At 71.1% G+C, this 24,203-nt stretch carries 26 protein-coding genes and 1 rRNA gene; 10 read left to right on the top strand and 17 right to left on the bottom strand.

Going from position 1 to position 24,203, the window contains the following annotated elements; translation table 11 throughout:
- Window positions 1-84, bottom strand: a 16S ribosomal RNA gene (locus tag ABZ318_RS11165); the annotation flags it as partial.
- Window positions 85-585: 501 nt separating this feature from the next.
- Complete coding sequence (locus tag ABZ318_RS11160) at window positions 586-1,248, bottom strand: DNA-3-methyladenine glycosylase (protein ID WP_356902198.1); 663 nt, start codon at window positions 1,246-1,248, stop codon at window positions 586-588.
- Between the two features lie 88 nt (window positions 1,249-1,336).
- Here ABZ318_RS11160 and ABZ318_RS11155 point away from each other — a divergent pair, with 88 nt between their 5' ends.
- The 3 genes from ABZ318_RS11155 (at window position 1,337) to ABZ318_RS11145 (ending at window position 3,370) form a co-directional block, all read left to right on the top strand.
- Window positions 1,337-2,119: a sporulation protein gene (locus ABZ318_RS11155; RefSeq protein ID WP_356902197.1), complete on the top strand. Its 783-nt coding sequence runs from the start codon at window positions 1,337-1,339 to the stop codon at window positions 2,117-2,119.
- Window positions 2,120-2,163: 44 nt separating this feature from the next.
- Complete coding sequence (locus ABZ318_RS11150; RefSeq protein ID WP_356902196.1) at window positions 2,164-2,700, top strand: YbhB/YbcL family Raf kinase inhibitor-like protein; 537 nt, start codon at window positions 2,164-2,166, stop codon at window positions 2,698-2,700.
- A 163-nt stretch (window positions 2,701-2,863) separates the two neighbouring features.
- Window positions 2,864-3,370: an HNH endonuclease gene (locus ABZ318_RS11145; RefSeq protein ID WP_093876792.1), complete on the top strand. Its 507-nt coding sequence runs from the start codon at window positions 2,864-2,866 to the stop codon at window positions 3,368-3,370.
- An 87-nt stretch (window positions 3,371-3,457) separates the two neighbouring features.
- Here ABZ318_RS11145 and ABZ318_RS11140 read toward each other — a convergent pair whose 3' ends face one another.
- The 4 genes from ABZ318_RS11140 to ABZ318_RS11125 form a co-directional block, all read right to left on the bottom strand.
- Window positions 3,458-4,231, bottom strand: a complete 774-nt coding sequence (locus ABZ318_RS11140; RefSeq protein ID WP_356902195.1) for a sulfite exporter TauE/SafE family protein — start codon at window positions 4,229-4,231, stop codon at window positions 3,458-3,460.
- A gap of 92 nt (window positions 4,232-4,323) precedes the next feature.
- Window positions 4,324-5,262 (bottom strand): SPFH domain-containing protein, encoded by a 939-nt coding sequence (locus ABZ318_RS11135; protein ID WP_093876790.1) that lies wholly within the window; start codon window positions 5,260-5,262, stop codon window positions 4,324-4,326.
- Between the two features lie 118 nt (window positions 5,263-5,380).
- Window positions 5,381-5,809 carry an NfeD family protein gene (locus ABZ318_RS11130; protein ID WP_356902194.1) on the bottom strand — a complete coding sequence of 143 codons (429 nt, stop codon included), beginning with the start codon at window positions 5,807-5,809 and terminating at the stop codon, window positions 5,381-5,383.
- 76 nt (window positions 5,810-5,885) lie between these two features.
- A complete protein-coding gene (locus ABZ318_RS11125) occupies window positions 5,886-6,683 on the bottom strand; it encodes an ABC transporter ATP-binding protein (protein ID WP_356902193.1) in 798 nt (265 codons plus the stop codon).
- 135 nt (window positions 6,684-6,818) lie between these two features.
- Here ABZ318_RS11125 and ABZ318_RS11120 point away from each other — a divergent pair, with 135 nt between their 5' ends.
- Window positions 6,819-7,610, top strand: a complete 792-nt coding sequence (locus ABZ318_RS11120; protein ID WP_356902192.1) for a hypothetical protein — start codon at window positions 6,819-6,821, stop codon at window positions 7,608-7,610.
- A gap of 136 nt (window positions 7,611-7,746) precedes the next feature.
- Here ABZ318_RS11120 and ABZ318_RS11115 read toward each other — a convergent pair whose 3' ends face one another.
- From ABZ318_RS11115 to ABZ318_RS11105, 3 genes are all read right to left on the bottom strand, one after another.
- Entirely contained in the window at window positions 7,747-7,986 is a 240-nt protein-coding gene (locus ABZ318_RS11115) for a chaplin (protein ID WP_356902191.1), read from the bottom strand.
- Window positions 7,987-8,139: 153 nt separating this feature from the next.
- Window positions 8,140-8,787 carry a response regulator transcription factor gene (locus ABZ318_RS11110; RefSeq protein ID WP_356902190.1) on the bottom strand — a complete coding sequence of 216 codons (648 nt, stop codon included), beginning with the start codon at window positions 8,785-8,787 and terminating at the stop codon, window positions 8,140-8,142.
- Window positions 8,780-9,925: a GAF domain-containing sensor histidine kinase gene (locus ABZ318_RS11105; RefSeq protein WP_356902189.1), complete on the bottom strand. Its 1,146-nt coding sequence runs from the start codon at window positions 9,923-9,925 to the stop codon at window positions 8,780-8,782. The genes ABZ318_RS11110 and ABZ318_RS11105 overlap by 8 nt, the downstream gene beginning before the upstream one ends.
- Window positions 9,926-10,098: 173 nt before the next feature.
- Between ABZ318_RS11105 and ABZ318_RS11100 the strand changes: the two genes are divergently transcribed.
- The 3 genes from ABZ318_RS11100 to ABZ318_RS11090 all read left to right on the top strand — a co-directional run bounded on the left by ABZ318_RS11100 (window position 10,099) and on the right by ABZ318_RS11090 (window position 13,095).
- Entirely contained in the window at window positions 10,099-10,794 is a 696-nt protein-coding gene (locus ABZ318_RS11100) for an SDR family oxidoreductase (protein WP_356902201.1), read from the top strand.
- Window positions 10,794-12,005, top strand: coding sequence for an S-adenosylmethionine:tRNA ribosyltransferase-isomerase (locus ABZ318_RS11095; RefSeq protein WP_356902188.1), 1,212 nt, complete (start codon window positions 10,794-10,796; stop codon window positions 12,003-12,005). The genes ABZ318_RS11100 and ABZ318_RS11095 overlap by 1 nt, the downstream gene beginning before the upstream one ends.
- Window positions 12,006-12,297: 292 nt before the next feature.
- Complete coding sequence (locus tag ABZ318_RS11090; protein WP_356902187.1) at window positions 12,298-13,095, top strand: transglycosylase SLT domain-containing protein; 798 nt, start codon at window positions 12,298-12,300, stop codon at window positions 13,093-13,095.
- 58 nt (window positions 13,096-13,153) lie between these two features.
- Here the strand turns inward: ABZ318_RS11090 and ABZ318_RS11085 are convergent, their stop codons facing one another.
- A complete protein-coding gene (locus ABZ318_RS11085; RefSeq protein ID WP_356902186.1) occupies window positions 13,154-15,730 on the bottom strand; it encodes an FHA domain-containing protein in 2,577 nt (858 codons plus the stop codon).
- A gap of 197 nt (window positions 15,731-15,927) precedes the next feature.
- Here ABZ318_RS11085 and serB point away from each other — a divergent pair, with 197 nt between their 5' ends.
- Window positions 15,928-17,145, top strand: a complete 1,218-nt coding sequence (gene serB, locus ABZ318_RS11080; RefSeq protein WP_356902185.1) for a phosphoserine phosphatase SerB — start codon at window positions 15,928-15,930, stop codon at window positions 17,143-17,145.
- A gap of 121 nt (window positions 17,146-17,266) precedes the next feature.
- Here the strand turns inward: serB and ABZ318_RS11075 are convergent, their stop codons facing one another.
- The 4 genes from ABZ318_RS11075 to ABZ318_RS11060 form a co-directional block, all read right to left on the bottom strand.
- Window positions 17,267-17,785: a histidine phosphatase family protein gene (locus ABZ318_RS11075; RefSeq protein ID WP_356902184.1), complete on the bottom strand. Its 519-nt coding sequence runs from the start codon at window positions 17,783-17,785 to the stop codon at window positions 17,267-17,269.
- 35 nt (window positions 17,786-17,820) lie between these two features.
- Window positions 17,821-18,024: a hypothetical protein gene (locus tag ABZ318_RS11070; RefSeq protein WP_356902183.1), complete on the bottom strand. Its 204-nt coding sequence runs from the start codon at window positions 18,022-18,024 to the stop codon at window positions 17,821-17,823.
- A gap of 136 nt (window positions 18,025-18,160) precedes the next feature.
- Entirely contained in the window at window positions 18,161-18,277 is a 117-nt protein-coding gene (locus ABZ318_RS11065; RefSeq protein WP_260174269.1) for an SGM_5486 family transporter-associated protein, read from the bottom strand.
- Between the two features lie 17 nt (window positions 18,278-18,294).
- Complete coding sequence (locus ABZ318_RS11060; protein ID WP_356902182.1) at window positions 18,295-19,611, bottom strand: MFS transporter; 1,317 nt, start codon at window positions 19,609-19,611, stop codon at window positions 18,295-18,297.
- 63 nt (window positions 19,612-19,674) lie between these two features.
- Here ABZ318_RS11060 and ABZ318_RS11055 point away from each other — a divergent pair, with 63 nt between their 5' ends.
- Window positions 19,675-20,397 (top strand): FCD domain-containing protein, encoded by a 723-nt coding sequence (locus ABZ318_RS11055; protein ID WP_356902181.1) that lies wholly within the window; start codon window positions 19,675-19,677, stop codon window positions 20,395-20,397.
- On the opposite strand, the gene ABZ318_RS11050 is transcribed toward ABZ318_RS11055, so the two are convergent.
- From ABZ318_RS11050 to fabG, 3 genes are all read right to left on the bottom strand, one after another.
- On the bottom strand, window positions 20,333-20,752 hold the full coding sequence (locus ABZ318_RS11050; protein WP_356902180.1) for a hypothetical protein: 420 nt from the start codon (window positions 20,750-20,752) through the stop codon (window positions 20,333-20,335). The genes ABZ318_RS11055 and ABZ318_RS11050 overlap by 65 nt on opposite strands.
- 158 nt (window positions 20,753-20,910) lie before the next feature.
- On the bottom strand, window positions 20,911-21,687 hold the full coding sequence (gene fabI / locus ABZ318_RS11045; RefSeq protein ID WP_356902179.1) for an enoyl-ACP reductase FabI: 777 nt from the start codon (window positions 21,685-21,687) through the stop codon (window positions 20,911-20,913).
- 5 nt (window positions 21,688-21,692) lie between these two features.
- Window positions 21,693-22,412, bottom strand: coding sequence for a 3-oxoacyl-[acyl-carrier-protein] reductase (fabG, locus tag ABZ318_RS11040; protein WP_030691676.1), 720 nt, complete (start codon window positions 22,410-22,412; stop codon window positions 21,693-21,695).
- 252 nt (window positions 22,413-22,664) lie between these two features.
- Between fabG and ABZ318_RS11035 the strand changes: the two genes are divergently transcribed.
- The gene (locus tag ABZ318_RS11035; protein ID WP_356902178.1) at window positions 22,665-24,188 is read left to right on the top strand and encodes a TldD/PmbA family protein; all 1,524 of its coding nucleotides are present in this window, start codon (window positions 22,665-22,667) and stop codon (window positions 24,186-24,188) included.
- Window positions 24,189-24,203 lie beyond the last annotated feature (15 nt).

Raw genomic sequence — 24,203 nt, 5'->3', positions numbered from 1 at the left:
CCCCGAAGGGCTTCATCGTTCGACTTGCATGTGTTAAGCACGCCGCCAGCGTTCGTCCTGAGCCAGGATCAAACTCTCCGTGAATGTTCACCGGTAATCCGGTTGCCACTCGCGTTGAGCGGGACGGCCTTGCCGGAATAGGGCAGACCGTCCACAGCGTCCTCGCTGTAGTGTCGCCACCCCCAGGGGGGTGGACTTTTTCAAAGGAACCTCGACCATCCCGAAGGGATGGACGGGGTATCAACTAATCTGGCGTTGATTTTTGGCACGCTGTTGAGTTCTCAAGGTGCGGACGCTTCCTTCGGTCCCGTTTCCGGGCCCTCCGGGCGCTTCCTTCGTTTCCGACTCTATCAGATCTTTGTGATCCGATTTCCTCGGTGCTTTCCGGTCCCGTTCGCTTTCGCTCCGGGCCCTTCCGGCGTGTTCACTACTTTAGCTGATTTCCTTGGCCGTTCATAATCGAGTCATTCGAAACGAATTTCGGAATGCCGAAATGAACCCCAACCGGGGTGATCATCTTGAGTAGTGGATGGCCGCTCCGGGGTGCTTGAACAAGCAGGCCGGGTTCCAGCGGCTCGGGCCACGTTAGTCGGTCATCCTCGACGAGTCAAGCCTCCGCTTGCGAGGTGTGTGAGGCCGGTACGGGCTGACCGTCGGGTCCTCCGTGATCCAGAAGCGCCAGGGGTGCGGGGCGCCCTCGCCGCCGACCCCCGTGCGGGGGCCGCTGCGGATGCGGTCCGGGGCCGGGGGCGTGCCGGTGAGGAGGGCGAGGGGTCCGTCCTGGCCTGCGCAGGTGTCCGTGCCGTTCAGGGAGAGGGCGACGTCGAGGGCCGTGGCCAGGCGGGCCGGCCCCTTGGCGAGCTCGTGGTCGGAGCGGGCCGAGCGGCGGCGGGGGCGGGCCTGGTCGGCGCCCTCGACGATTTCACCCGCGCGCAGCAGGACACCGCTCGCGTGGCCCTCGGGGCCGCACACCAGGTTGAGGCAGTGCCACATGCCGTAGGTGAAGTAGACGTACGCGTGGCCGGGGGGTCCGAACATGACGGCGTTGCGTGCGGTGCGGCCTCGGAAGGCGTGCGAGCCGGGGTCGATGGCGCCGGCGTACGCCTCCACCTCCGTGAGGCGCAGTTCCATTCGGCCCTCGTCGGTGTTGCGGACGAGGGTGCGGCCCAGGAGGTCGGGGGCCACTTCCAGAACGGGGCGGTCGAAGAAGGTCCGCGGGAGCGGCGTACGGTCGGGGCTCTCGCTCATGCCGTCCGAGCGTACCGGGGACCGGAGGGGAACCGGCTACGGTCGTCGCGCGTATGTAGGGGTCAGGACCCGAGAAGGAGTGGAAGTCATGGGATTCAAGAAGCTGCTCGCGAGCCTGGGTGCCGGTGGGGCCACCGTGGAGACGGTGCTCACGGAGGAGAACGTCGTCCCGGGCGGGGTCGTCCAGGGCGAGGTGCGGATCCAGGGCGGCAGCGTCGACCAGCAGATCGAGGGGCTCTCCGTCGGGCTGCAGGCGCGTGTCGAGGTCGAGGGTGGCGACCAGGAGCACAAGCAGGACATCGAGTTCGTGAAGATGCGTCTCGGCGGTGCCTTCGAGGTCAAGGCCGGCGCCGTGCACGTCGTGCCGTTCGGTCTGGAGATCCCGTGGGAGACGCCGGTCACCACCGTCGCCGGGCAGCAGCTGCGGGGGATGAACATCGGCGTGACGACCGAGCTGGAGATCGCGCGGGCCGTGGACTCCGGTGACCTGGACCCGATCAACGTGCACCCGCTGCCGGCGCAGCAGGCGATCCTGGACGCCTTCATCCAGCTGGGCTTCCGTTTCAAGAGCGCGGACATGGAGCGCGGGCACATCCGGGGGACGCGGCAGAAGCTGCCCTTCTACCAGGAGATCGAGTTCTTCGCGCCGCAGCAGTACCGGGGTCTGAACCAGGTCGAGGTCAGCTTCGTCGCGGACGACCATGAGATGGACGTCGTCCTGGAGATGGACAAGAAGCCGGGCCTCTTCACGGAGGGCAGCGACTCCTTCCGTGCGTTCAAGGTGGGGCTGCACGACTTCCACACCACCGATTGGGCGGCTTACCTCAACCAGTGGCTCGCCGAGGTCGGCGGCCGTCGCAACTGGCTCTAGGCTCGGGACCGTCAGCGTTGACGGACGATTCGGAGGTACTCGACGTGTCCGAGGGCAAGAGGGCGCCGCTCCCCCATGACTTCCATCCGCCGGTCGCGGAGTTCATCGTGGTGAGCGACGACGTCGCGCCGGGTGGGGTGCTGAAGGACGCTCAGGTGTACGCGAAGGGGAACACCTCGCCGCAGCTGAGCTGGGAGGGGTTCCCGGCGGAGACGAAGAGCTTCGCGGTCACCTGCTTCGACCCGGACGCCCCGACGGGCAGCGGGTTCTGGCACTGGGTGCTGTTCGACATCCCGGCGTCGGTGACGGAGCTGCCGGCCGGTGCCGGGTCGGGGTCGTTCGAGGGGCTGCCGGCCGGTGCCGTGCACGCGCGGAACGACTACGGCTCGAAGGACTTCGGCGGCGCCGCTCCTCCGGCCGGGGAGTCGCACCGGTACGTCTTCACGGTGTACGCGGTGGACAAGGAGAAGCTCGGTACGGACGCCGACACCTCGCCGGCGGCCGTCGGGTTCAATCTGCGGTTCCACACGCTCGGCCGTGCCCAGCTGGTCGGTGAGTACGCGGCTCCTGCGGCGGTCTGATCGTTCGTTTGTTGTTTGCCCGCTTCTGGTCTTGGAGAGATCAGAAGCGGGCATCTTTTGTTGCGCGGAAATTGCGTTGTCCGACCCGGCCGGCCCGGCCATCGTTGATCCAAGCCCGGAGCCCCGTGTGGGGGCTGGGGCCGGTACACGGGAGGTGGGCAACATGCGGGACACGCTGGTACTGAACGCGAGCTTCGAGCCGCTTTCGACGGTCACACTCAACCGTGCGGTGGTGCTTGTCCTGCAGGACAAGGCCGTCGTCGAGCAGGCCCATCCCGAGCTGAGGGTGCGGGGTGCCGCCGTGGACCTGCCGGTCCCGCGGGTGATCAGGCTCTGCCGGTACGTACGGGTGCCGTTCCGAAGACAGGCTCCGTGGTCGAGGCGGGGGGTGCTGGTCCGGGACCAGCACCGGTGCGCGTACTGCGGGCGGCGGGCGACGACGGTCGACCACGTCGTGCCGCGGGCGCAGGGTGGTGGGGACAGCTGGCTGAACACGGTCGCCTCCTGTGCCGAGGACAACCACCGCAAGGCGGACCGGACGCCGGAGCAGGCGGGGATGCCGCTGCTGCACCAGCCGTTCGAGCCGACTCCGGCGGACGCGATGCTGCTCGCGATGCGGGCGAGCGAGCGGTCGGCGCTGCCGGCGTGGCTGGCCGATTCGGCCGCGTAGAGGCGTGATCCGCGGGCGTACGTGATGCGCGGGCGTGCGGAAGGGCCCGTCTCCCCCGGTGGGAGGCGGGCCCTTCCGTCGTCGTGGCTAACCGAGGGTCAGTTGGAGGATGGCCGCGATGCCGACGGCGATGATCACTCCGCGCAGGACCGCGGGGGGCAGTCTGCGGCCGACCTTGGCGCCGAGCTGGCCGCCGAGGGTGGAGCCGACGGCGATGAGCAGGACGGCCGTCCAGTCGAAGTCGGCGACGAAGAGGAAGAAGACGGCGGCGACTCCGTTGACCAGGGCGCCGAGGATGTTCTTGACGGCGTTGATGCGCTGCAGGTCGTCGTGGAGCAGCAGGCCCATGAGGGAGAGGTAGAGGACTCCTTGGGCGGCGCCGAAGTATCCGCCGTACATGCTGGCGAGGAGGAGGCCGGTGAGGAGGGCGGGGCCGCCGTCGGGGTGGGCTTCGGTGCCGGCCTGCTCCCGGCGCCGCTTCACGGCTGCGGCGATACGGGGCTGGAAGAGGACCAGGACGAGTGCGAGGCCGATGAGGACGGGGACGATCGAGTCGAAGGCCTTGGACGGCAGGGCCAGGAGCAGGATGGCGCCGATGAGTCCGCCGAGGAGGGCGACGCCGCCGAGGCGCAGGATGCGGGCCTTCTGGCCCTTGAGTTCGCGGCGGTAGCCGATGGCCCCGCTGATGGAGCCGGGGACGAGGCCGAGGGCGTTGGAGACGTTCGCGGTGATCGGGGGGAGTCCGGTCGCGAGGAGGACCGGGAACGTGATGAGCGTTCCCGATCCGACGATGGTGTTGATGGTGCCGGCGCCGATGCCGGCGGCGAAGACTGCCAGGGCTTCCCAGATGGACAACGCCATCTCCTTATATGGTCAGCGGGTCGCCTCCCCGCTCTGACGTCGTCAGGGTCGAGGGGCTCGCACTGATCATGCACGAGAATTACGTGTACGTGTCAGTCCACCGGGGGTTCGTCCCGCCGCTCGGTCGCTCCGCCCTTGACGTTGAAGCCGGGGGTGCCGCCGCCCACGTTGCCGAAGGCTCCGGAGAGGCCCTTGAGGGCGTCGCCGATCTCGCTGGGCACGATCCAGAGCTTGTTGGCGTCGCCCTCGGCGATCTTCGGGAGCATCTGGAGGTACTGGTACGAGAGGAGCTTCTGGTCCGGGTCGCCGGCGTGGATGGCCTCGAAGACCGTGCGGACGGCCTGCGCCTCGCCCTCGGCCTTGAGGGCGGCGGCCTTGGCCTCGCCCTCGGCGCGCAGGATGGCGGACTGCTTCTCGCCCTCGGCGGTGAGGATGGCGGACTGGCGGGTGCCCTCGGCGGTGAGGATCGCGGCGCGCTTGTCGCGCTCGGCGCGCATCTGCTTCTCCATCGAGTCCTGGATGGAGGTCGGCGGCTCGATGGCCTTGAGCTCGACGCGGTTGACGCGGATGCCCCACTTGCCGGTGGCCTCGTCGAGGACGCCGCGCAGGGCCGCGTTGATCTCCTCGCGGGAGGTGAGGGTCCGCTCCAGGTCCATGCCGCCGATGATGTTGCGCAGGGTGGTGACGGTGAGCTGCTCGATCGCCTGGATGTAGCTGGCGACCTCGTAGGTGGCGGCCCGGGCGTCGGTCACCTGGTAGTAGATGACCGTGTCGATGTTGACGACCAGGTTGTCCTGGGTGATCACCGGCTGCGGCGGGAACGGGACGACCTGTTCGCGGAGGTCGATCCGGTTGCGGATCGAGTCGATGAACGGGACGACGATGTTGAGTCCGGCGTTGAGCGTGCGGGTGTAGCGGCCGAAGCGCTCCACGATCGCCGCGCTCGCCTGCGGGATGACCTGGATCGTCTTGATCAGGGCGATGAAGACGAGCACCACCAGAATGATCAGGACGATGATGACTGCTGACATCGTGTTCCCCGTGCCCTTCGCTGCCGGTTGTCTGCCGGGTTTCTTCTGATGATCGAGTTTCCCAGACGGCGGAGCGTCATGGGCGAGGTTCGGTCACATGACGTCACGTGACCTCACGTCACATGACCACGGCGGTCGCCCCGTCGATGTCCACGACGTCGACCCGTTCGCCCGGTTCGAAGGTCTGGCCGGTGTCGAGGGTGCGGGCGGACCAGATCTCGCCGGCGAGCTTGATGCGGCCTCCGCTGCCGTCGACCCGCTCCAGGACGACGGCCTGACGCCCCTTCAGGGCGTCGACGCCGGTGGCGAGTTCGGGTCTGCCGTTGCGGTGGCGGGCGGCGATCGGACGTACCACCGCGACGAGTGCCACGGAGACGACGACGAAGACGAGCACCTGGGCGACGACGCCGAAGCCGAGGGCCGCGGTCACCGCCCCGGCGACCGCGCCGACGGAGAACATGCCGAACTCCGGCATCGCGGTCAGGACCAGCGGGATGCCGAGCCCCACCGCGCCGATCAGCCACCAGACCCACGTGTCGATGTCCACGTGGTCATGGTAGGGCGGTGGGGTCCTTCCGGGACAGGGCGCGGGCGGCTGTGCGGGACGCCGGTGCCCCGGCCGGTCACTTCAGGGGCAGGCCGTGGGCGGTCCAGCGGTCGCCGACGCGCTCGACGACGAGCGGCAGGCCGAAGCAGTGCGAGAGGTTCCGGGAGGTGAGCTCCATCTCCACGGGGCCGGCGGCGAGGACCTTGCCCTGACGGATCATCAGGACGTGGGTGAAGCCGGGGGCGATCTCCTCGACGTGGTGGGTGACCATGATCATGGAGGGGGCGTACGGGTCGCGGGCGAGGCGGCCGAGGCGGCGGACCAGGTCCTCGCGGCCGCCGAGGTCGAGGCCGGCGGCGGGCTCGTCGAGGAGGAGGAGCTCCGGGTCGGTCATCATCGCGCGGGCGATGAGGGTGCGCTTGCGCTCGCCCTCGGAGAGGGTGCCGAACCTGCGGTCCAGGTAGTCGTTCATCCCGAGCCGGTCGAGGAAGGCCTTGGCGCGCTCCTCGTCGACCGGGTCGTAGTCCTCGTTCCAGGTGGCGGTCATGCCGTACGCGGCGGTGAGGACGGTCTGCAGGACGGTCTGGCGCTTGGGGAGCTTCTCCGCCATCGCGATGCCGGCCATGCCGATGCGGGGGCGGAGCTCGAAGACGTCGGTGCCCACGCCGCCGAGCTGCTCGCCCAGGATGCGGGCGGTGCCCTTGGTGGGGAAGAGGTAGCTGGAGGCGATGTTCAGGAGGGTGGTCTTGCCGGCGCCGTTGGGTCCGAGGATCACCCAGCGCTCGCCCTCCTTGACCGACCAGGAGACATCGTCCACCAGAGCCCGTCCGTCGCGGACCACGGATACGTCCACCAGCTCCAGTACATCGCTCATGAGCGCGTTGTCTCCCCTTGCGGTCGAGTCTTGTCGTCGCCTTGCGCCGATGGGCGCGGCGTCCAGGGGAAAACCTACGTTATCGACGGAGCGGACCGGTCCGTAGGGCTTCCTTTGAGTCCTTAGTCTGGGGGGATGCTTTCGGAACCACGCTCAGGACGTCTGGCCGCCTGGGGCAATGCCCTGCTGGCCGGGGCGGTGTCGCCGGACGAGGCGGCGCTGGCGATTGTCGGGGAGGACGCGGTGCACCGCGTGGAGGGGCTGCCCGGTGAGGCGGGGCCGGTGGGGCTGACGCTCGCGCTGGGCCGGCTGCGGCGGCTCGGGGTGACCGGGTGGCGGGTCGCCCTGCCGGCGCCGGGGCATCCGCTGGGGCTGAGCGGGCCGCCGGAGTTCAACGCGCGCGCGTTGGAGGCGGAGGAGGCGGTGGTGGGCTTCGGCGCACCGTACGGTCTCGTGCCGGAGGTCACCGAGGCCGGTCCCGCGGGTGACGTGCACGTCTCGGTGACCTGGCACTGTCTGGCCGTACGGGAGGCTCCGCCCGCCGATGTGCCCTCGCTCGGCGAGGCCGAGCGGGAGCTGGCCGAGGCGCTGCGGGACGCGACGGCGGTGCTGACCCGGCTCGACGTGGCGGCCTCGGGGCCCGCGGCGGACGCGGCGCGCGAGGCGTACCGGGCGCGGGCGGAGGTGGGCCGCGAGGTGCTGGCCCCCGGCTATCCGCCGCGCGCGGTACGGGTCCTGGAGCTGGCGCAGCGGATCGGTCTGCTGGTGAACCTGGCGTACGACCACGGTCACGGGGGCGCGGTGAGCGCCTCGGAGATGGCGGCGCGGGGGGCGGCGCTGCGGCCGGTGGAACGGGTGGCGCGGCGGGCGCAGGTCGCGGCGTACAACGCGTACGTGGAGGAGCGGGAGCGGGACCGGGGCTTCTGAGGCTGCGCCTCGCCCGGAGCCCCTGGTCTGTAGTGGCTGGGGCGGTCGGGGTGCTGCACGCCGGTGGGTCCCGTGTGCCCACCCGTTCCGCCTTTGCGGAACGTATGCCCACACGGGACCGGTGTCGGGGTGATGCTCAGCCGTTGACGGCGGCGTTGCCGAAGGCCGGGTTGAGCAGGCCGATCACGTTGACCGTGTTGCCGGAGACGTTCACGGGGACGTGGACCGGGACCTGCACCAGGTTGCCGGAGCCGACGCCCGGCGAGTGGAGGGCCTGCCCGGCGGCGTCCGCGTTCGCGGAGGCGACACCCGCGCCGGCGGCGACGATGCCACCGGCGATCACGGTGAGGGCGGCGGCCTTCTTGAGGTTCTTCACTTGGTACATCCTCCTGGTCATCGCTGCGGCCGGTCCGCCGCAGCACGCCATGGAGAACGCCGCACCCCCCGCCGGGTTGCGCCGAACGGGGGACATCCACACGACGGTATGAAGTACTGAACGGTCGTGCGCCCCGGCGCACGAGGGAGCGCGTCAGTGGGTGAGGCCGTGGCGGACCGCCCAGAGGGCCGCCTGGGTGCGGTCCGCGAGGTCGAGTTTCATCAGGATGTTCGAGACGTGCGTCTTGACCGTCTTCTCGGAGAGGACGAGGGCGCGGGCGATCTCCCGGTTGGACCGTCCGTCCGCGATCAGGCCGAGGACCTCGCGCTCCCGCTCCGTGAGGGTCGAGCCCCGCCCCGTGCCCCCGCCGTGGGAGTCCTCCTGGGCGAGGAGCGCACCGGCCACCTCGGGCTGGAGCAGGACGTGCCCGGCGTGGACGGAGCGGATCGCACCGGCCAGGGCGTCGGGGTCGATGTCCTTGTAGACGTATCCGCAGGCGCCGGCGCGGAGGGCGGGGACGACCGTCCGCTGCTCGGTGAAGCTGGTGACGATCAGGACCCTGGCGGGGTTCGCCAGCTCACGGAGCCGCTTGAGCGCCTCGATGCCGTCCGTGCCCGGCATCTTCACGTCCATGAGGACCACGTCCGGCTGCAGCTCCTCCGCCCTGGCGACGCCCTCGGCGCCGTCGGAGGCCTCCCCCACTACCTCTATGTCGTCCTGCACCTCCAGGAAGGTGCGCAGTCCTCGGCGGACGACCTGGTGGTCGTCGACCAGGAGCACGCGGATGTGCTTGTCAGCCACCGGGGACCTCCATTTCGATCTTCGTGCCCCGGCCCGGGGCCGAGGTCACCGTGAGTCTGCCGCCGACGCCGCTCGCCCGGTCCCGCATGGAGACCAGACCGAGGTGGCGGCCGGCACGGCGGACCGTACGCGGGTCGAAGCCCTTGCCGTCGTCGGTGACGGTGAGCCGCGCGCCCTGGCCGCTGCGGGTGAGGGAGACCGCGACGAGTTCCGCGTCCGCGTGCCGCAGGGCGTTGTGCAGGGCCTCCTGCGCGACCCGGAGGACGGCCTCCTCCTGGGCGGCGGGCAGGGCCCGGGTCCCCGGGCTCTCGAAGGTCACCCGGGCGGAGTGGGCGCGGTCCAGGACCTGGATCTGGGTGCGGAGCGTGTGGACGAGGCCGTCCTCGTCGAGGGCGGCGGGCCTGAGCTCGACGACGGCGGCGCGCAGCTCGTCGGCGGCCTCGGCGGCGAGCGCGGCGACCTGCTGGAGTTCGCCCTTGGCACGGGCCGGGTCGCGGTCGACGAGGGCGGCGGCGGCCTGGGCGGTCAGGCGGAGCGAGAAGAGCTTCTGGCTGACGGCGTCGTGCAGCTCGTGGGCGAGGCGGGAGCGCTCCTCGGCGATGGTGAGCTCACGGCTGCGCTCGTACAGCCGGGCGTTGGTGAGGGCGATGGCCGCGTGCTGGGCGAGGATCGAGAGGAGTGCCTCGTCCTCGGCGGTGAAGCCGCAGCCGCCGTCCTCCTTGGGGCAGCGCTTGTTGGCGAGGAAGAGGGCGCCGAGGATCTCGTCGCCGTCGCGGACGGGCAGGCCGAGGAAGTCGGACATCTCGGGGTGGGCGTCCGGCCAGCCCTCGAAGCGGGGGTCCTCGCGGACGTCGGCGAGCCGCTCGGGCTCGGCCTTGTGGAGCATCGAGGCCAGGATGCCGTGCTGGCGGGGCAGCGGGCCGATCGCCTTCCACTGCTCTTCGCTGACGCCGTCGACCACGAACTGGGCGAAGCCGCCGTGGTCGTCGGGGACGCCCAGGGCTGCGTACTCGGCGTCGAGCAGCTCGCGCGCGGAGGCCACGATCGTCTTGAGGACGTCACGGACCTCCAGATGGCGGCTCATCGCCAGGAGGGCGGTGCTCACTGCGGCCAGGCCGGAGCTCGGTCGATGGCTCATGTGTTCACCGTACCGGCGGGGTGTGACGGTCCGTATCCGTCCGGGGACGAGGACGGAGCAGGTCCGGAGGCCTAGGTCGAAGTGCCCTCGGCGGTCCGGGCCCGGGGACGAGGCGGTGGGCGGGGCCGCGGCCGGAGGGTGGAGCCATCCGAAGGAGAGAGGGGATGGACGTCATGACTGTCGCGATCGTCACGGGGGCGTCGAGGGGTCTGGGGCGGGCGCTGGCCGAGGCCCTCGCCGGGCGGGGCTGGGACCTGGTGCTGGACGCCCGCACGGCGGACGTACTGGAGGAGAGCGCGGCGGCGGCACGCGCGCGTGGCGCACGGGTGGTGGCGGTGGCCGGGGACGTGACGGACGCGGCGCACCGGCGGGAGCTCGTGGCGGCGGCGGAGGAGCTCGGTGGGCTCGATCTGCTCGTGAACAACGCGGGGATCCTGGGCACGCAGCCGCTGGTGCCGCTCGACCGGCACCCGCTGGACGGTTTCCGGGCCGCCCTGGAGGTCAACGTGGTGGCCCCGCTGGGGCTGCTGCAGGAGGCGCTGCCGCTGCTGCGCGCGGCGCCCGCCGGAGCGGTGGTCAACCTGAGCTCGGACGCGGCCGCGGAGGCGTACCGGACCTGGGGGGCGTACGGGGCGACGAAGGCGGCGCTCGACCAGCTGTCGGCGGTCCTGGCGGTGGAGGAGCCGGGGCTGCGGGTCTGGTGGGTGGACCCGGGCGGGATGCGGACGGACATGCTGGCCGCCGCGGAGCCCGGCGAGGACCTGTCCGGGACTCCGACTCCGGCCGACGTCGCCCCCGTCTTCCTGCGGCTGCTCGACGAGCGGCCGGCGAGCGGCCGGTATTCCGCGCCGGCCTTCCTGGAGGCGTGATGACGCTGGTCGTGAGGGTGCCGACGGAGCTGTCGGCGCGGGTGCCGGCCGAGCAGCGGGGGCCCGGGCGCGGCCGGGACGACGTGCGGCTGCTCGTGTCGCGGGGCACGGCGGTGTCGCACCACTCCTTCAGGGAGCTGCCCGCGCTGCTGCGGGCCGGGGACGTGCTCGTCGTCAACACCTCGACGACGCTCGCGGCGGCCGTGGACGGGCGGCTGGGGCCGGAGCCGGGCGGGGAGCCGGTGGTGGTGCACTTCTCGACCCGTGGGGACGACGGGCGGTGGGCCGTGGAGCTGCGGGCGCCGGAGCCGTCGGGCAGTACGCGCCCGCGTGGGGGCGGTCCCGCGGGCGCGGTCGTACGGCTGCCGGGAGGGGCGCGGCTGGTGTGCGCGGAGCCGCTGGTGCCCGGGGGCGGGCGGCTGTGGTGGGCGCGGGTGGACGTGGACGTCCCGGGGCTGCTCGGACGGTACGGGCGGCCCATCCGGTACGGGTACACGGACCAGGACCAGCCCCTGTCGGCGTACCGGACGGTCTTCGCGCGCCCCTCCCCCGACGGGTCGGGCTCGGCGGAGATGCCGAGCGCGGGGCGGCCCTTCACGGCCCGGCTGGTGGCGGAGCTGGTCGACCGGGGCGTACGGATCGCCCCGCTCTGCCTTCATACGGGGGTGGCGTCGGCGGAGGCGCACGAGCCGCCCTACCCGGAGCGCTTCGAGGTCCCGGCGGCGACGGCGGCCCTGGTGAACGCGGCCCGCGCCGGGGGCGGCCGGGTCATCTCCGTCGGTACGACGGCGGTGCGGGCACTGGAGTCTGCCGCAGTAGGACCGCCTCGGCGGACGGAGTCCGGCGCAGCGGCCCGAAGCCCGGGAGGTCCCCTGGGGCCGAACGGTGCGAGGGACACGTGGGGAGAGGGGACCGCCGCGGAGGGGGCGCCTCGGCGGGCGGGTGCCGGGGGCGGTGGGGCCGTGCGGGCCGTCGCGGGGTGGACCGACCTGGTGGTGACGCCCGCGCGCGGGGTACGGGTGGTGGACGGGCTGCTGACCGGGCTGCACGAGCCGGAGGCCTCGCATCTGCTGATGCTGGAGGCGGTCGCCGGGGAACCCGCTCTGCGGAGCGCGTACGCCGCCGCGGTACGGGAGCGCTACCTCTGGCACGAGTTCGGCGATCTCCATCTCCTCCTCCCGGAGGAGGGGCCTCACCGTACGCATTGCTGAAGCAACTCACGGTGAGTTCGTTACGTGCCCGATGTGAGGCCGCGCATAGGACGCACGTCACTTACGAAGCCCCCTAGTGGACGCCCCGCCGCCGGATATGAGCGGAGGAAACGGGCCACAGGGGGCATCGTGTGGCCCGTGCACGAGGCCCTGATCCACTACCCGGGGTCGTAGGTCACACCTTTGCCACGGGATTTTGCTGCCGCTAAGAATTGCCACCGTCGCCGCCGAGCAGGCGCAGCGCCGCCCCGGCCGAGCGACGACCCCCAGCGATTCGAAGAGGTAGTCCTGCATGTCTGCGAACACCCCTGGCCACAGTCGTGGTCTGAAGAAGACCCACAAGGCCACGATCGCCGGCGTCGCCGCTCTGGGCGCCGCAGCGCTCACCCTCTCCCTCGTGCCTCACAACGGCGGCACCGAGACCGAGCCGCAGGCTCTGTCCGGTACCCAGCAGGTGGCCTGGTCGTACAACGCGAACAGCCCGCAGGCCAAGGCGCTGGCCGCCAGCGTCAGCGAGCAGCAGACCACCATCGGTCTGAAGGCCAAGCAGGAGGCCGAGGCGAAGGCGAAGGCCGCCGCCAAGGCGAAGCTCGACGCCCAGGCGAAGGCCGCGAAGGCCAAGGCCGACGCCCTGGCCAAGGCCACCGCGAAGGCGAAGGCCGAGGTCAAGGCCAAGGCCGCCGCCAAGGCGAAGGCCGCGGCCGCCGCGAAGAAGCGCGCCGCGGAGAAGGCGGCCGCGAGCCGTTCCGTCGCCCGCAAGCCGGTCTTCGCGAACAACCTCGACGGCTGGATCCGCGAGGCGCTCTACATCATGGACAAGCACAACATCCCGGGCACCTACAACGGCCTGCACCGGAACATCATGCGCGAGTCCAGCGGCAACCCGTATGCCATCAACAACTGGGACATCAACGCCATCAACGGCGTCCCGTCCAAGGGCCTGCTCCAGGTGATCTACCCGACCTTCAAGGCGTACCACATCCCCGGCACCAAGTTCGACCAGTACGACCCGGTCGCCAACATCGTCGCCGCCGCCAACTACGCGGCCGACCGCTACGGCTCGATCGACAACGTCAACAGCGCGTACTGACGCGCGAAAGGGCGGCACCCTCTCCGGGGTGCCGCCCTTCGGCGTGGTGGGGCGAGCGTTACTTGCGCATGACCTCGGGCTCGTGGCGGCGCAGCAACCGCGCCACGAGGACGCAGCAGACCGTGGCCATGATCAGCTGGATGCCGAGGTCGAGGCTCCACTGGCCGACCGTGTGCTCCCACAGCGGGTCGGTGTTCGTGGGGTCCTTGTGGTCCCACGGCGGCATGAGGTGCGCCAGGTCGAGGGTGGTGCCGGCGCCGGCGATGCCCCAGCGGGAGGGCATGAGCCAGGCGAACTGCTCCAGGCCGGGCGAGCCGTACACCTGGAAGAGGATGCCGGTGAAGACGACCTGGATGATCGCGAACATGACGAGCAGCGGCATGGTCTTCTCGGCGGTCTTCACCAGCGCGGAGATGACCAGGCCGACCATCATCGAGGTCAGGCCGAGCGCGATGACCTGGACGCAGAGCTCGACGGCCGGCGGCATGAACAGGCCCTCTTCGGGCAGCTCGCGGGTGGAGAAGCCGATGCCGCAGATGATCACGCCCTGGAAGGCGGTGATCAGGCCGAGGACGATGACCTTGGACATGAGGTACGCGGAGCGGGAGAGGCCGACGGCGCGCTCCCGTTCGTAGATGACCCGTTCCTTGATCAGTTCTCGCACGGAGTTCGCCGCGCCGGAGAAGCACATGCCGACCGCGAGGATCAGCATGATCGTGCCGGCGTCGCCGTTGAACCGGGACGGCGGCTTGGGCCGGCCCAGGCCGAAGTCGGCCGGGATGACGACGGAGACCGCGCCGAGGACGGCGGGCAGGATCACCATCAGGGCCATGAAGCCCTTGTCGGAGGCGATCACCGACACGTAGCGGCGGATCAGGGTCCACAGCTGGGAGCCCCAGCCCTGCGGCTTCGGCGGCCTGGCCATCGCCTGCGGCGGCATCTGGACGGGCTGCGCGGCGACGGCGTCGATGTCCGCGGCGTACATCTGGTAGTGCTGCGAGCCCTTCCAGCGGCCCGCCCAGTCGTAGTCGCGGTAGTTCTCGAAGGCGGAGAAGACGTCGGCCCAGGTGGAGTAGCCGAAGAAGTTCAGCGCCTCCTCCGGCGGGCCGAAGTACGCCACGGAGCCGCCGGGCGCCATCACGAGCAGCTTGTCGCAGAGGCCCAGCTCGGCCACCGAGTGGGTGACGACGAGGACCGTGCGGCCGTCGTCCGCGAGGCCGCGCAGCAGCTGCATGACGTCGCGGTCCATGCCCGGGTCGAGGCCGGAGGTCGGCTCGTCCAGGAAGATCAGCGAGGGCTTGGTGAGGAGCTCCAGGGCGACGGAGACGCGCTTGCGCTGGCCACCGGAGAGGGAGGTGACCTTCTTCTCCTTGTGGATGTCGAGCTTGAGCTCGCGCAGCACCTCGTCGATGCGGGCCTCGCGCTCGGTCGCGGCGGTGTCGCCGGGGAAGCGGAGCTTGGCCGCGTAGCGCAGCGCCTTCTGGACGGTCAGCTCCTTGTGCAGGATGTCGTCCTGCGGGACCAGACCGATGCGCTGGCGCAGCTCGGCGAACTGCTTGTAGAGGCTCCGGTTGTCGTAGAGGACGTCGCCCTCGTTGGCCGGGCGGTAGCCGGTCAGCGCCTTGAGCAGGGTGGACTTGCCGGAGCCGGACGGGCCGATGACGCCGATCAGCGACTTCTCCGGGACGCCGAAGGTGACGTCCTTGAGGATCTGCTTGCCGCCGTCGACCGTGACCGTGAGGTGGCGGGCCGAGAAGGAGACCGAGCCGGTGTCGACGAACTCCTCGAGCTGGCCGCCGACGATGCGGAAGGTCGAGTGGCCGACGCCGACGATGTCCTGCGGTCCGAGGAGGGCCGTGCCGCCCTTGGGGATCGGCTGACCGTTGACGTACGTGCCGTTGTGCGAGCCGAGGTCGCGGATCTCGAAGCGGCCGTCGGGCGTCGCGTGGAACTCGGCGTGGTGCCGCGAGACCTGGAGGTCGGAGACGACCAGTTCGTTCTCGAGGGCACGGCCGATGCGCATCACGCGGCCGAGGTCCAGCTGGTAGAAGGTCGTCGGGCTGCGGTGGTCGCCGTAGGGCGACGGCGTCCCCGCGGCGCCGCCGGGGCGGCCCTGGCCGGGTCCCTGCTGGTGCGGGACCTGCTGCTGCGGGACCTGCTGGTGGGCCGGCGGCTGCTGCCAGCCCGGCTGCTGCGGGGGCGCCTGGTGCTGCGGGGGCGCCTGGTGCGTGGCCCAGTCGGCCTGCGCGGCGGCCCCGGCCGCCTGGTGGGCGGGGGTCTGCTGGGCCGGGGCCTGCTGCGGCGCCTGGTGCTGAGGCGCGGCGGCCGCGCCGGTGGCGGCGAGATTCAGCCGCGGGCCGTCGGTCGCGTTGCCCAGGTGGACGGCCGAGCCGGGGCCGATCTCCACCTGGTGGATCCTCTGGCCCTGGAGGAAGGTGCCGTTCGTGGAGCCGTGGTCCTCGATGACCCAGCTCCGGCCTCCCCAGCTGATGGTGGCGTGGCGCCACGAGACCCTGGCGTCGTCGATGACCAGGTCACCCTGAGGGTCCCTGCCCAGGGTGTACGACCGGGACGGATCGAGCGTCCAGGTCCTGCCGTTCAATTCCAGTACGAGTTCTGGCACTCCATGCCCCACTACTTGTCCCCCGATGTACCCCCGTCGTCGGGAGTCCAGGGATGGCGAATCATCCTGGGGAACTATTTCAGGCCCGGTCCCGTATCGGAAAGTCGGGCCGCGTGAAGACCTCAAGGGTGTCTCCTGGACCGGTCGGGTGTCCGCAGGGCGGGACGGGGGGTCTGACCGCACACGGTGCCCGATACGGTGGAACCACCATGAGCGCATCGCAGACCTCAGACGTTCCCACCCTTCTCGTCAAGATCTTCGGGAAGGACCGTCCCGGGATCACCGCGGGACTCTTCGACACCCTCGCCGCCTACTCCGTCGACGTCGTGGACATCGAGCAGGTGGTCTCCCGCGGCCGCCTCGTCCTGTGCGCGCTCGTCACCGAGCCGACCGTCGCCTCGCAGGGCGAACTCCGGGCCACCATCCACAGCTGGGCCGAGTCGCTGAAGCTCCAGGCCGAGATCATCTCCGGCACGGGCGACAACCGTCCCCGCGGTGAGGGGCGCTCGCACGTCACCGTGCTCGGCAACCCGCTCACCGCCGAGCAGACGGCGGCCATAGCGGCCAGGATCGCGGAGACCGGCGGCAACATCGACCGCATCTTCCGCCTCGCGAAGTACCCCGTGACGGCGGTCGAGTTCGCCGTCTCGGGCTGCGAGACCGAGCCGCTGCGGACCGCGCTGGCCGTCGAGGCGCACGGCATCGGGGTCGACGTGGCCGTCGTCTCCGCCGGTCTGCACCGGCGGGCCCAGCGGCTCGTGGTCATGGACGTCGACTCCACCCTGATCCAGGACGAGGTGATCGAGCTCTTCGCCGCGCACGCGGGCTGCGAGGACAAGGTCGCCGAGGTGACGGCGGCGGCGATGCGCGGCGAGCTGGACTTCGAGCAGTCCCTCCACGCGCGCGTGGAGCTGCTCGCCGGTCTCGACGCCTCGGTGGTCGACAAGGTCCGCGCCGAGGTGCGGCTGACTCCGGGCGCCCGGACCCTGATCCGTACGCTCAAGCGGCTCGGCTACCAGGTGGGCGTCGTCTCCGGCGGTTTCACGCAGGTCACCGACGACCTGAAGGAGCGGCTGGGTCTCGACTTCGCCTCCGCCAACACGCTGGAGATCGTGGACGGGAAGCTCACCGGCCGGGTGACCGGCGAGATCGTCGACCGGGCGGGCAAGGCGCGGCTGCTGCGCCGGTTCGCCTCGGAGGCGGGGGTGCCGCTGGCGCAGACCGTGGCGATCGGCGACGGGGCCAACGACCTGGACATGCTGAACGCGGCCGGGCTGGGCGTGGCGTTCAACGCGAAGCCGGTGGTGCGTCAGGCGGCCCACACGGCGGTGAACGTGCCGTTCCTGGACACCGTGCTGTACCTGCTCGGCATCACGCGCGAGGAGGTCGAGGCGGCGGACTTCGGCGAGGACGACCTGCCGCACTGAGCGGTGGCGGTAAGGAGGAGGGCCCGGGTGTCGGACGACGCCCGGGCCCTCCCGCGTACGGAGTGCGGCGTACGGGATGAGGCGTACGGGGTGGGCCCCCGTGCGGGGCCGGCGTACGCGATCAGGCGTGCGGGGTCCAGAAGTCGACGAGTCGTCCGACTCCGTGCTCCACGGACTTCCACGTGCCGTCGAAGGTGACGACGGCGAAGGCGGAGGTCGGGAAGCCGCTGCGGTTCATCCGGGGCAGCACGTCCCCCTCGGACCCGCCCGCCAGAGCGTCGGCGAGCGCGTGCATGCCCGGGTTGTGGCCGACGAGCAGGAGGTTGTTCACGGTGTCCGGGGTCTCGTTGACCAGGGCGATGAGCTCGCCGAGGGAGGCCTCGTACAACCGCTCCTCGTACACGGTCTTCGGGCGGCGCGGGAACTCGTGGACGGCCAGCTTCCAGGTCTCGCGGGTGCGCACGGCGGTCGAGCAGAGGGCCAGGTCGAAGGTGATGCCGCTGTCGGCGAGCCGGCGGCCGGCCACCGGTGCGTCCTTGCGGCCGCGGTCGGCGAGGGGCCTCTCGTGGTCCGGTCCGTCGTTCCAGTCTGCCTTCGCGTGCCGGAGGAGCACGATGCTGCGGGGTGTATCGACGCTCATGGTCCACAGCTTCGCATGAAACAGGTCACTCCGACTCAGAGAGAGAGTGTTTGCCAGAGGTGCTCCAGGACGCGGCCGGTCGCGAGCTCACCCGGGGTCGCCTGGGCCCCGTCCGACCCGGTCATGAGGACCAGGAGGGCGAGGAAGGCGGCTGCCGGGAGGACGAGGGCCCACCAGGGCAGCCGGGTGTCGACGCCGGTGGTCGTGGTCCGGATGCCGGGGTGCGTGGGGGCCGACATGGCCGCCTCCGTGGGTGAGTTCCGCGCTTTCGCCGTTGTCACCAACGTACGGATCGCGCGTCTTCCGGCCCATCCGGTGATCCACCCACTTCACCCTGAGACCCGCCCCCTAGGGGATGCGGGGGCTACCCCCACCTCACGGGGAGGCGAAGGAGGCGATGACGGCGATGACGACCGTGATGCCGAGCATCGCGCCGAGCACGAGGAGCAGCTTCTTCTGGCCGTTCGGGGGGTTGGGTTCGAGGACTGGCATGGGGACAGTCTCGCATCTCAGCATTCGTCCTCGACCGTCCGGTCCCTGCCCGCCAGGGTTCCGACGATCATCTGCGGCACCATGAGCCCGCCCATGAGCGCGATGGGCAGTCCCCAGCCGCCGCTGTGCTGGTAGAGCACGCCGACGAGGAGGGGGCCGGGGATCGAGATGAGGTAGCCGACGCTCTGCGCGAAGGCGGAGAGTCGGACGACGCCGGCGCCGGTGCGCGAGCGCATGCCGATCATCGTGAGGGCGAGCGGGAAGGAGCAGTTGGAGATGCCGAGGAGCACGGCCCAGACCCAGGCTCCGCCGGCGGGGGCGAGGAAGAGTCCGGTGTAGCCGGTGAGTCCGCACAGGCCGAGCGCGACGACGATCGGGCCCTGGTTCTTCATCCGGGTCGCGAGGCGGGGGATGACGAAGGCGAGCGGGACGCCCATGACCATGGTGACGGCGAGGAGCACGCCCGCGGTGGCGGCGGGGACGCCGGCGTCGCGGAAGATCTGCGGCATCCAGCCCATGGTGATGTAGGCGCCGGTGGCCTGGAGGCCGAAGAAGACGCCGAGCGCCCAGGCGGTGCGGCTGCGGGTGATGCGCGGCGCGGGGGCGGCCTGCGGTGCCGTTTCGGGGGTCGTGGCCGCCGGACGTGGCGTGTCCGTGTCCCGGTCGCGCAGGAGCGGGAGCCAGGGCAGGACGGCGAGCGCGGCGAGGGCCGCCCAGACGCCGAGGCCGAGGCGCCAGTCGCCGCCGAGGGCGTCGGTCATGGGCACGGTCGCGGCCGCGGCGACGGAGGTGCCGAGGGCGAGCGCCATGGAGTAGAGGCCGGTCATGCTGCCGACGCGGTCGGGGAAGTACCGCTTGACGATGACGGGCATCAGAACGTTGCTGACGGCGATGCCCATGAGGGCGAGGGCGCTGGCGGCGAGGAAGGCGGCGGTGCCGGTCGCGAAGGGCCGCAGGACGAGGCCGGTGAGGATCGCGGCCATGCCCGCGCAGACGACGGCGGCGGGGCCGAAGCGGCGGGCGAGGCGGGGCGCGGTGATGCCGAAGACCGCGAAGCAGAGCGGGGGGACGGAGGTCAGGACGCCGGCGACGCTGCCGCTCATGTGGAGGTCTTCGCTGACCTCTTCGAGGAGGGCGCCGAGGCTGGTGATGGCGGGGCGCAGGTTGAGGGCGGCCAGGACGAGTCCGACGGCGACGATGCCGAGCAGCCGGCCGCGTGCCGGGCCCGGTGCGGGAGAATCGCCGGCGGTGGCGGGCGCTCCGGAGGACGCGGTCGCGGCGGTGGTTCCGGCCGGTGGTGCGGCGGGGTCGAGGGTCTTCGGCTCGTCAGGCATGAAGCCATCATAGAATCATGGGATGATTGATTGTCCAATCTCGAACGAATGGGAAGGCGCTCCATGGCCCTCGGTCACCCCCGGCGCACCGGCCTCTCCGACCAGGTGATCGCCGAGCTGCGGAACCAGATCACCTCCGGCGAGTGGCCGGTGGGTTCGCGCATCCCGACCGAACCCGAACTGGTCGAGCAGCTGGGCGTGGCCCGCAACACGGTGCGCGAGGCGGTCCGCGCGCTCGCGCACAACGGTCTGCTCGACATCCGCCAGGGCTCGGGGACGTACGTCGTCGCCACCAGCGAGCTGGCGGGCGTCATGCACCGGCGCTTCGCCGGCTCCGACCCCCGGCACGTCGCCGAGCTGCGCTCCACGCTGGAGTCCGCCGCGGCGCGCTTCGCGGCCGGGCGGCGCACGGAGCGGGACCTGAAGCAGCTGGACGCCCTGCTCGTGCGGCGCGAGGAGGCGTGGGAGTCGGGGGACGCGGAGCGGTTCGTGACGGCCGACGCGGCCTTCCACCACGCGGTCGTCGCCGCCTCGGGCAACGAGGTGCTGACGGAGCTCTACGCGGACCTGGGCGATCTGCTGCGGGACTGGCTGCGCGACGACGTGGGGCAGGTGCTGCGGCCGGAGAACCACATGGACCACGCGCGCCTGGTGGACGCGATCCGCGAGGGCGATGCCGAGCGGGCCGGCACGGAGGCGGCCGGTTACCCCTTCATGTGCCTCAGGAGCCCCGTACCGGAAGGGGCTGCCCCGGAGCGGGAGCCGGATCCGCGGGCTGGTGCGTGATCCAGGCGGACCGGACCTCCTTCCAGCAGCGGCCGGTGACCTGGGCGAAGTCGGCGGGGCCGACCTCCACGGGGGCGCTGTCGCTGTCGACGTCCCACCAGCGGTCGCACTCGACGTGGAGGCGGACGCGGTCGGTGCGGGGGTACGGGTTGCTGCAGTGGGCGGTGACGCGGGAGCCCTCGACGACGGTGCGGCAGGAGGCTCCGAAGTCCTCCGGCTCCCCGGTCGCCGGGGCGGTGGCGGAGGGCTCCTCGGCGGGGGCGGGGGCGTCCCGCAGCTCGGTGGCCACGGCTGTCCCGGTGATCAGAACGGCGACGGAGGCGAACGCCCCGAAGCCCTGGCGTATCTCGCGCATGCCCGTACCTCCTCCCCGTCAGCAGCAGAACATCACGCTCTGCCCCAGTCTGGGGTCATTCGGGCTACATTTCGACCCGTGCAGGAGTTGCGGAACGGCGAGGGCCGTGTGTCCGCCACCGGGGCGGACACACGGCCCTTCACTGCCGTACCGGGCGGTTACGCGCCGATCGCGTGCAGACCGCCGTCGACGTGGATGATCTCGCCCGTCGTCATCGGGAACCAGTCCGAGAGCAGCGCGACGATGCCGCGGCCGGCCGGCTCCGGGTCCGCGAGGTCCCACGTCAGCGGGGAACGGGTGTCCCACACGGAGGCCAGGCCGTCGAAGCCCGGGATGGACTTCGCGGCCATGGAACCGAGCGGGCCCGCCGAGATCAGGTTGCAGCGGATCTTCTGCTTGCCGAGGTCGCGCGCCATGTAGCGGCTGGTGGCCTCCAGGGCGGCCTTGGCCGGGCCCATCCAGTCGTACTGGGGCCAGGCGAACTGCGCGTCGAAGGTGAGGCCGACGACCGAACCGCCCTCGGACATCAGCGGCAGCAGCGCCATGGTCAGCGACTTCAGGGAGAAGGCGGAGACGTGCATGGCGGTGGCCACGGACTCGAACGGCGTGTTCAGGAAGTTGCCGCCGAGCGCGTCCTGCGGCGCGAAGCCGATGGAGTGCACGATGCCGTCGAGGCGGTCGCCCAGGTGCTCGCGGACCTGGCCCTCCAGACGGGCGAGGTGCTCGTCGTTGGAGACGTCGAGCTCCAGGACCTTCACCTTGTCGGGGTGGGGCAGCTTCTTGGCGATGCGCTCGGTCAGCGTCGGACGCGGCCAGGCGGTGAGGATGATCTCCGCACCCTGCTCCTGGGCCAGCTTCGCGGCGTGGAAGGCGATGGAGGACTCCATCAGCACACCGGTGATGAGGATGCGCTTGCCCTCGAGAATTCCGCTCATGGTGATCAGTGACCCATGCCCAATCCGCCGTCAACCGGGATGACGGCTCCAGTGATGTACGAGGCGTCGTCGGAGGCGAGGAACTTCACCGCGGCGGCGATCTCCTCCGGCTGCGCGTAACGGCCCAGCGGTACCTGGGACACGATGCCCGCGCGCTGCTCGTCGGTGAGCACCGCGGTCATGTCGGTGTCGACGAAGCCGGGGGCGACGACGTTGAAGGTGATGTTGCGCGAGCCCAGCTCACGCGCGAGGGAGCGGGCGAAACCGACCAGGCCTGCCTTGGAGGCGGCGTAGTTGGCCTGGCCCGCGGAGCCCAGCAGACCGACCACCGAGGAGATCAGGACGACGCGGCCCTTCTTGGCCCGCAGCATCCCGCGGTTGGCGCGCTTGACGACCCGGAAGGTGCCGGTGAGGTTGGTGTCGAGGACGGACGTGAAGTCCTCCTCGGTCATGCGCATGAGGAGCTGGTCCTTCGTCACGCCGGCGTTGGCCACGAGGACCTCCACCGGACCGTGCTTCTCCTCGATCTCCTTGTAGGCCGTCTCCACCTGCTCCGCGTCGGTGATGTCGCACTTGACGGGAAGGCAGCCGAGCTCGACCAGGGCGGCCGGGGGCTCGCCGGAGCGGTACGTGATCGCGACCTTGTCGCCGGCCTCGGCGAACGCGCGGGCGATGGCGAGGCCGATGCCCCGGTTTCCTCCGGTGACGAGAACCGAGCGGCTCAACGGATCACCCTTTCGATAGCGGTCTGGTAGCCGAAAACCTATCGGTACCGCCCCCGACATGAGGAATCGACCTCCGACAGTGGCGTACGGGCGTCACTGTCGGGTCCCTACAGCTCGGGGCCGGTGCGGGCCGGCCCGCGGGTGCGCCGGGGGCGCCCTCCGATCCAATGCGCGGACTCGGCCGCCCGTCCCGTGATTGACTTCCCGGACAGTTCAACCGCCGTCTTCCGATCGCCGAGAGCGAGGCCGCTCGTGGTCCATCAGATCGACCCTTCGTTCGTCGCGCTGCCGTTGCGGGCGCTCGCCGACGCGGCGCTCGCCCGAGCGCGCGCGCTGGGTGCCGAGCACGCGGACTTCCGCCTGGAGCGGGTGCGCAGCGCCTCGTGGCGGCTGCGCGACGCCAAACCGTCCGGGTCCTCGGACACCACGGACCTGGGCTACGCGGTGCGGGTGGTGCACGGTGGGGCCTGGGGGTTCGCGTCCGGCGTCGACCTGACGATGGACGGGGCCGCGCGGGTCGCCTCGCAGGCGGTCGCCATGGCCAAGCTGTCGGCGAAGGTGATCGCGGCGGCGGGGTCGGAGGAGCGCGTGGAGCTGGCCGAGGAGCCGGTGCACGCGGAGAGGACGTGGGTCTCCTCGTACGAGATCGACCCGTTCTCCGTCCCCGCCGAGGAGAAGAGCGCGCTGCTCGCCGACTGGAGCGCGCGGCTGCTCCGGGCGGAGGGCGTGGCGCACGTGGACGCCTCGCTGCTGACCGTCCACGAGAACAAGTTCTACGCGGACACGGCCGGCACCGTGACCACCCAGCAGCGCGTCCGGCTGCACCCGCAGCTCACGGCGGTCGCCGTGGACGGGACGACCGGCGAGTTCGACTCGATGCGGACGATCGCGCCGCCGGTCGGGCGGGGCTGGGAGTACCTGACGGGGACCGGCTGGGACTGGGACAAGGAGCTCGACGAGATCCCGGGGCTGCTCGCCGAGAAGATGCGGGCGCCGAGCGTGGAGGCGGGCCGGTACGACCTGGTCGTCGACCCGTCGAACCTGTGGCTGACGATCCACGAGTCCATCGGGCACGCCACCGAGCTGGACCGGGCGCTGGGCTACGAGGCGGCCTACGCGGGCACCTCGTTCGCCACCTTCGACCAGCTGGGCAAGCTGGCGTACGGCTCCTCGATCATGAACGTGACGGGTGACCGGACCGCCGAGCACGGTCTCGCCACGGTCGGCTTCGACGACGAGGGCGTCGAGGCGCAGAGCTGGGACCTGGTGAAGGACGGCACGCTCGTCGGCTACCAGCTGGACCGGCGGATCGCGAAGCTCACGGGCCTGGGCCGGTCGAACGGCTGCGCCTTCGCCGACTCCCCCGCGCACGTCCCGGTGCAGCGGATGGCGAACGTCTCGCTCCAGCCGGACCCGGGCGGTCTGTCGACGGAGGACCTGATCGGGGGCGTGGAGCGCGGCATCTACGTGGTCGGCGACCGGTCCTGGTCGATCGACATGCAGCGCTACAACTTCCAGTTCACCGGCCAGCGCTTCTTCCGCATCGAGAACGGCCGCCTCGCCGGGCAGCTGCGGGACGTGGCGTACCAGGCGACGACCACGGACTTCTGGGGCTCGATGGAGCAGGTCGGCGGCCCGCAGACGTACGTCCTCGGTGGCGCCTTCAACTGCGGCAAGGCCCAGCCGGGCCAGGTCGCCGCCGTCTCGCACGGCTGCCCGTCCGCCCTCTTCCGGGGCGTCAACATCCTCAATACGACGCAGGAGGCCGGTCGATGAACGCCCGCCACGATC

Source organism: Streptomyces sp. NPDC006197 (genome assembly GCF_040613865.1).
Taxonomy (GTDB): domain Bacteria; phylum Actinomycetota; class Actinomycetes; order Streptomycetales; family Streptomycetaceae; genus Streptomyces.
This window is presented reverse-complemented; position numbering and strand designations above follow the sequence as displayed.